Origin of the sequence: Streptomyces sp. SID3343 (assembly GCF_009865215.1) — a bacterium.
Taxonomy (GTDB): Bacteria; Actinomycetota; Actinomycetes; order Streptomycetales; family Streptomycetaceae; genus Embleya.
The window spans coordinates 1-7094 of the sequence record NZ_WWJX01000302.1 but is presented as its reverse complement, the minus strand read 5'-3'; the positions used below and the strand labels follow the sequence as shown (position 1 = coordinate 7094).

General features: G+C 71.9%; 5 protein-coding genes. All 5 read left to right on the top strand.

All coding sequences use genetic code 11. The features are described from left to right. Window positions 1-198: 198 nt before the first annotated feature. The gene (whiG, locus tag GT354_RS10390) at window positions 199-1047 is read left to right on the top strand and encodes an RNA polymerase sigma factor WhiG (RefSeq protein WP_161355992.1); all 849 of its coding nucleotides are present in this window, start codon (window positions 199-201) and stop codon (window positions 1045-1047) included. A 72-nt stretch (window positions 1048-1119) separates the two neighbouring features. Next, the gene (locus GT354_RS10385) at window positions 1120-2391 is read left to right on the top strand and encodes a deoxyguanosinetriphosphate triphosphohydrolase (protein ID WP_161355991.1); all 1272 of its coding nucleotides are present in this window, start codon (window positions 1120-1122) and stop codon (window positions 2389-2391) included. A gap of 109 nt (window positions 2392-2500) precedes the next feature. After that, window positions 2501-4429 carry a DNA primase gene (dnaG, locus tag GT354_RS10380; protein ID WP_161355990.1) on the top strand — a complete coding sequence of 643 codons (1929 nt, stop codon included), beginning with the start codon at window positions 2501-2503 and terminating at the stop codon, window positions 4427-4429. A 183-nt stretch (window positions 4430-4612) separates the two neighbouring features. Continuing rightward, on the top strand, window positions 4613-5695 hold the full coding sequence (locus GT354_RS10375; protein ID WP_161355989.1) for an RNA polymerase sigma factor: 1083 nt from the start codon (window positions 4613-4615) through the stop codon (window positions 5693-5695). A 130-nt stretch (window positions 5696-5825) separates the two neighbouring features. Then, window positions 5826-7094: FGGY family carbohydrate kinase (locus tag GT354_RS10370; protein ID WP_237534590.1), on the top strand; the 1269-nt coding region annotated here is incomplete at its 3' end.

The following is a 7094-nucleotide window of genomic DNA, read 5'->3' as shown; positions in this document are numbered from 1 at the left end:
CCACCCCCGTCGACCGTCGACGCCCGCCCGCCTCGGCCGACCCCGACCCCGGTTCGCGGGGCCCGGCCCGGCCCACCGCGACCGGTCGGATCGAGGCAGACGCCGGCGGTCGTAGCGCTCGGGAGTCGCTCGGTCACGCTACGCTCGCGAAGAACCGGATGTACCCGCACGTCTTTGTGGAACGACTCAAGGCCACGTATGCCCAAGCACACCCAAGGGCGTAAGAGCGCCACCGCGGCCGCGTCCAAGGACGGACCGGCCGTCACCGTCGAGGACGGTGGCGCTTCCAACCGCGCGCTGGAACACCTCTGGAGCGAGTTCAAGCGCTCGGGGGATCCCGGTCTGCGCGAGCGCCTCATTCTGAATTACTCGCCGCTCGTGAAGTACGTCGCCGGGCGCGTCGGCGTCGGCCTTCCGGCCAATGTGGACCAGGCCGACTTCGTGTCGTACGGCATGTTCGGCCTGATCGACGCGATCGAGAAGTTCGACCTCGATCGCGCGATCAAGTTCGAGACGTACGCGATCAGCCGCATCCGCGGCGCCATCATCGACGAACTGCGCGCGCTGGACTGGATTCCCCGCTCGGTCCGGCAGAAGGCCCGCGCGGTCGAACTGGCGTACACGGGCCTGGAGGCCAAACTCAACCGCACCCCCTCCGAGGTCGAGGTCGCCCGCGAGATGGGCATCGCCCTGGAGGACCTGCACGCGATCTTCAGCCAACTCTCGCTGATCAACGTCATGGCCCTCGACGAACTCCTGCACACCGGACAGGAGGGCGGCGACCGACTGAGCCTCGTGGACACCCTGGAGGACACCACCGCCGACGACCCGGTGGAGGTGGCCGAGAGCCGCGAGATGCGCCACCTGCTCGCCCGGGCGGTCAACGCGCTGCCCGAGCGGGAGAAAACCGTGGTCACGCTCTACTACTTCGAGGGCCTGACCCTGTCCCAGATCGGCCAGGTGCTCGGCGTCACCGAGAGCCGCACGTGCCAGATTCACACCAAGGCGGTCCTACAACTGCGCGGCAAACTGTCGGACGCGCGATGAACAGGTCCCTGCGCCGGGAGATTCGCGCTCCCGCCGCCGTCGGATGTCGGCAGGAGTCCTTAATGTGGACAAGTGGACAGCACTTCGGCAGGGCAGCGATCGGGACATTCGCACTACGCGATCGAGGACGTCGAGCGATGGGTTCCCGAGCCCAACAAGCGGCGCGGACGCACGTCGTTCGAGCGGGACCGAGCCCGGGTGCTGCACTCGGCGGCGCTGCGTCGCCTCGCCGGCAAGACCCAGGTCGTCGTACCGGGGGAGACCGCCGCCGCAGGCCAGGACAGCCCGCGCACCCGACTCACCCACTCGCTCGAATGCGCCCAGATCGGCCGTGAACTCGGCCAAGCCCTGGGCTGCGACCCCGACCTGGTCGAAACCGCGTGCCTGGCCCACGATCTCGGCCACCCGCCGTTCGGCCACAACGGCGAGCGCGCGCTCGACGACGCCGCCACGTCGTGCGGCGGCTTCGAGGGCAACGCGCAGAGCCTGCGGCTGCTGACCCGCCTCGAACCCAAGACGTTCGCCCCCGACGGCAGCAGCGTCGGCGTCAACCTCACCCGCGCGTGCCTGGACGCGGTGCTCAAGTACCCGTGGCCGCGCCGCCAGGACACCCACTCCTACGGTGTCTACGACGACGACCGCGCGGTCTTCGACTGGATCCGCGAGGGCGCGGAACCGGGCCGCCGATGCCTGGAGGCCCAGGTCATGGACTGGTCCGACGACGTCGCCTACTCCGTGCACGACCTGGAGGACGCGGTCCAGTCGCACCGCCTGGACCTGACCCACCTGCGCGACGCCGACGAACGACACGCACTGCTCGACCTGTGCGTGCGCCGCTACCTCCCGGACTGCGGCCACGACGAACTCGACGAGGCACTCGACCGCCTCCTCGCCCTCGACTACTGGCCGATCGGCTACGACGGCTCGCGCCGGGCCCAGGCCGCGCTCAAGAACGCGACGAGTTCCCTGATCGGCCGGTTCTGCCGGGCCGCCGAACACGCCACCCGCGAGGTGCACGGCACCGCCCCCGCGTCCCGCTACGAGGCCGACCTGATCGTCCCGCGCGAGATCCGCCTCGAATGCGCCGTCCTCAAGGCCGTCACCGCCCGCTACGTGATGGCCCGTGAAGGCGCCGACATCCTGCGCGAGGCCCAGCGCACGGTGATCGTCGAACTCGTCGAGCTGATCGCCGACGGCGCCCCGGGCACCCTCGACGTGTCGCTGCGCGCCGACTGGGCCGAAGCCGCCGACGACGCGGCCCGCCTGCGCGTGGTGGTCGACCAGGTCGCCTCCCTGACCGACAGCGCCGCGATCAGCCGACACGCCCTACTGAGCACACGGTGACCCCGGCGACGACTTCCGCAGCCATTTACCCGACGAATCGCCCGACGCGCACGACGACCTCGGCGGTCCCCTCCGTGGCGACCGCACCGCACCCGTAGAATCGACGACTGTGGCCGGCCGTATCCGTGAGGAAGACGTCAGGCGGGTCCGCGAGACGGCACGCATCGCGGAGATCGCCGAACAACACCTGCAACTCCGCAACGCGGGCGGAGGAAACTTCAAGGGGCTGTGCCCCTTCCACGACGAGAAATCCCCGTCCTTCCAGGTCAGCCCGGCCAAGAACCTCTGGTACTGCTTCGGCTGCGGCGAGGGCGGCGACGTTCTCGACTTCGTCATGCGCCTGGACCACACGACGTTCTCCGAGACCGTGGAGCGCCTCGCGCAGCAGTACAACATCGAACTGCGCTACGAGGAGGGCGGCTACACCCCAGGCCGCCAACAGGGCCGCCGCACCCGCCTGGTCGAGGCGCACAAGATCGCCGCGCAGTGGTTCACCGATCAACTCGGCTCGCCCGAGGCCGACACCGCCCGCCGGTTCCTCGCCGACCGCGGCTTCGAGCAGGACGCCGCCGAGCGCTTCTCCCTGGGCTACGCGCCCAAGGGCTGGGAGAACCTGGTCCGGTTCCTGCGCGGCAAGGGCTTCACGCCCCAGGAGATGCTTGAAGGCGGCCTCGCCAGTGAAGGCCGCAGCGGCCCGATGGACCGCTTCCGCGGTCGGCTGATCTGGCCGATCCGCGACATCACCGGCGACGTCATCGGCTTCGGCGCGCGCAAGCTCTACGACGACGACAACGGCCCCAAATATCTCAACACCCCCGAGACGCCGATCTACAAGAAGTCGCAGGTCCTGTACGGCCTCGACCTCGCGAAGAAGGAGATCGCCAAGGGCGGCCGGGCGGTGATCGTCGAGGGCTACACCGACGTCATGGCGTGTCACCTCGCCGGCGCCGGCACCGCGATCGCCACGTGCGGCACGTCCTTCGGCGACGAACACATCAAGGTGCTGCGCCGACTGCTGATGGACTCCGGCGAGTTCCGCGGCGAGGTGATCTTCACGTTCGATGGCGACGCCGCGGGGCAGAAGGCGGCCCTGCGCGCGTTCGAGGAGGACCAAAAGTTCGTCACCCGCACATTCGTCGCGGTCGAGCCGCGTGGCCTCGACCCGTGCGACCTGCGCCTGTCGCACGGCGACCAGGCCGTGCTCGACCTGATCGACGCGCGGGTCCCGCTGTTCGAGTTCGCCATCAAGAGCCGGATCGAGGGCCACGACCTGTCCACCGCCGAGGGCCGGGTCGCCGCCCTCGACGCCGCCGCGCCGGTCATCGCCGGTATCAAGGACCAGGCCCTGCGGCACACGTACGCGGTCCGGCTCGACTCGATGCTCGGCTTCCTGGACGAGAAGTTCGTGGTCGGCCGAGTCGCCCAGGTCAACCGTTGGCAGCGCGAGCGCGGCGCACGCGCGGCGGCCGGCGCCGGACGGCAACAGCCCCACCAGCAGCAGCAACCGCAACCACCGCAGCGCCCCGCCGGGTTCCGACCCGACCCGCGCGACTCGCGCCAGGCCGTCCAGCGTGAGGTGCTCAAGCTCGCGCTTCAGGCGCCCGCCCTGGTGGCACCCGCCTTCGACTACTACGAGACCGACGAGTTCACCGCCCCGCCCTACGCGGCGGTGCGCGCCGCGATCGCGGTCGCGGGCGGCGTCTCGTGCGAACTCGCGCAGACCGCGAACTGGGTCGGCGAGGTGCGCGCCGCCGCCCCCGACGACACCGTCCGCGGCATGGTCACCGAACTGGCCGTGGAGACCATGCGCCGCACCGCCGAGCCGGACCGGCCCTACGCCGACACGAACCTGGTCGCCCTGCGCGTCTACTCCGCCGAACGCCGGATCGCCGACGCCAAGTCGCGGCTGCTGCGCATCGACCCCCGTGAAGCGGAGGCCTACGCGCTGGTGTGGCAGGAACTGAACACCCTGGAGGCCTACCAACGCGCCCTGCGCGACCGTGGCGCCGAGGCGCTGTACGCCCCCGGCACGGCCTGACCCGGGCCGGCCGCGCCCCGCGACACCCCACGTCCACCGCGCGCCGATCGAAAACCCACTGAACCGGCCGATTTTCCCCGCCCGGGCCCCTCCTGCGCGGCGCCCTCGTGCAGCACACTGGGGAAGGTGCATCGGCACACCAGACGGGGGAAAACGCCCGGCGGCGACCCCGCCCACGCGAACGTGACGGTTGAGCCTGCACCGGGCGAGGTCACCGTCCCCACCGAGGACACCCCCCCAGGACCCGCGCCACCCGAAGCGGCCGAACCCACGTCGCTCGACCCGTCGCCCGACCCTCCGGCCGAACCCGAACCCGAACCCGAACCCGACGAGCCCCCGCGCCCGGACGAGCCGGGCGGCCTCTCCGCCGACCTGCTGCGCCAATACCTGCGCGAGATCGGGCGCGTACCACTGCTCGCCGCCGCCGACGAGGTCGAACTCGCCCGCCGCGTCGAGGCGGGCCTGTTCGCCGAGCAACGCCTGCTCGCCGAACCGCCCCCCGACCCCGCCGCCCGCGAGGCGCTGACCACGCTCGTGCGCACCGGGACCCAGGCCAAGCGCCGACTGATCGAGGCCAACCTGCGCCTGGTGGTGTCCATCGCCAAACGCTACGTCGGCCGCGGCCTGGGCCTGCTCGACCTGGTCCAGGAGGGCAACCTGGGGCTGATCCGCGCCGTCGAGAAGTTCGACTACACGCGTGGCTACAAGTTCTCCACCTACGCCACGTGGTGGATCCGCCAGGCGATGAGCCGAGCGCTGGCCGACCAGGCCCGCACCATCCGCGTCCCGGTCCACGTGGTCGAGCTGATCAACCGGGTCATCCGGGTGCAACGCCGCCTCCTCCAGGAACGCGGCGAGGAACCCACCGCCGAGGAGGTGGCCGCCGTGCTCGACCTCACCGCCGAACGGGTCACCGAAGTCCTGCGCCTGGCGCAGGAGCCGGTGTCGCTGCACACGCCCGTGGGCGAGGACGACATCGCGCTCGGCGACATCGTCGAGGACACCCACGCGACCTCGCCCGCCGAGGCGGCCGCCTACCTCATGCTGCGCGAACACCTGGAGGCCCTGCTGTCCACCCTGGGCGACCGCGAACGCCGGGTGGTCCAGTTGCGCTACGGCCTCACCGACGGCGAACCGCACACCCTGGAGGAGATCGGCCGAGTCTTCGGCGTCACGCGCGAGCGCATACGACAGATCGAGTCACGCACTTTGTCCCGACTCCGCGAACGCTCCTACTCCGAACAACTCCGGGGCTACCTCGACTAGCGGGCCCTCCCGGCCCGACCGGCCCACCGCCCCCGGCTCGACCCGGTCCGGCGGTGTCGGCCGGCCCCCGGCCGGCACCGATCGGCGGATCTCGACCGATCAAGCGTCCGTCTGCTGTCAGAATTCGCGCATGCCGACAAGTTCCACGCCCACCCTCGTCGCCGGGGTGCACTGCTCGACGCGTCAACTGCGCATCCTGGTCTGCGATGCCGCGACCGGCATCCCGCTGCGGCAGGGCCTGGCCCCATACGCCGAGGGCGCCGCGACCACGCCCGGCGCGTGGCTGCGCGCCTTCGGCGAGGCCGCCGCCGGCGGGCTCCTCGACGGCGTGGCGGCGATCGGGGTGGCCGCGCAGAACCACGGCGCGGTGCCACTGGACGCGCAGGGCGTCGTACTCGCCCACCCGCTGCCCCCCGACGACTTCGGCGCCTCCGGCGCGGCCGCGGATCTGCTCGACGCACTCGGCGGTCCCGCCGCGTGGACGGCCGCGACCGGCTCGGTGCCGGGGACGTCCTCGGCCATCGCGCAACTGCGGCGATTCGCCCGCTTCGAGCCCGAGGCGGTGGCCCGGGTCGCGTCGGTCCTGTTGCCGCACGACTGGATCACGTGGCAACTGCTGGGCTGTCCTCCCGACGCGGTGACCGACCGCGCGGACGCGTCCACCACCGGCTATTACGCGACCACGGGGGAGTGGCGCGAGGATCTGCTGCATCTCGCGATCGGTCGGGTGCCGCGCACCCCGAACGTGCTGCCGCCCGGCGGCGCGGCAGGCCGTACCCCCGAAGGGGTCCTGGTATCGGCCGGTACGAGCGCGAACGCCGCCCTCGCGCTCGGCGCGGGCCTGGCCGAGGGCGACGTGGTGGTCGCCCTGGGCACCACCGGAACCGCGTTCGCGACCCATCCGGTGTCGCCGGCCGACCCCACTGGCACCATCGCGTCCTACGCGGACGCGACCGGGGCGTACCTGCCCCTGGTGCGCACCCTCAACGCCGCGCGCGTGCTGCGTGGCACCGCCGAGATGCTGGGGATCGACGCCGAGGAGTTCGACCGGCTCGCCCTCGACTCGACGCCGGGCGCGTGCGGTCTGGTCCTGCTGCCCTACCTGGAGGGCGAGCACGTCCCGGACCTGCCGCACGCCGCCGGGACGCTCACCGGACTGCGCCGCGAGAGCATGACGCCCTCGGCACTGGCGCGGGCCGCGGTCGAGGGCACGCTGTGCGGCCTCGCGGACGCGCTCGACGTGCTGCGCGAGGGCGACATCGCGGTGGAGCGGCTGATCCTGGTCGGCCCCGGCGCGCGCTCGACGGCGGTACAGGCGTCGGCGCCCTCGGTGTTCGGCCTGCCGACCGCGGTGCCGTCGGCGGCGCTCGCCGGGCGTTTCGTGGCCCAGGGCGCGGCG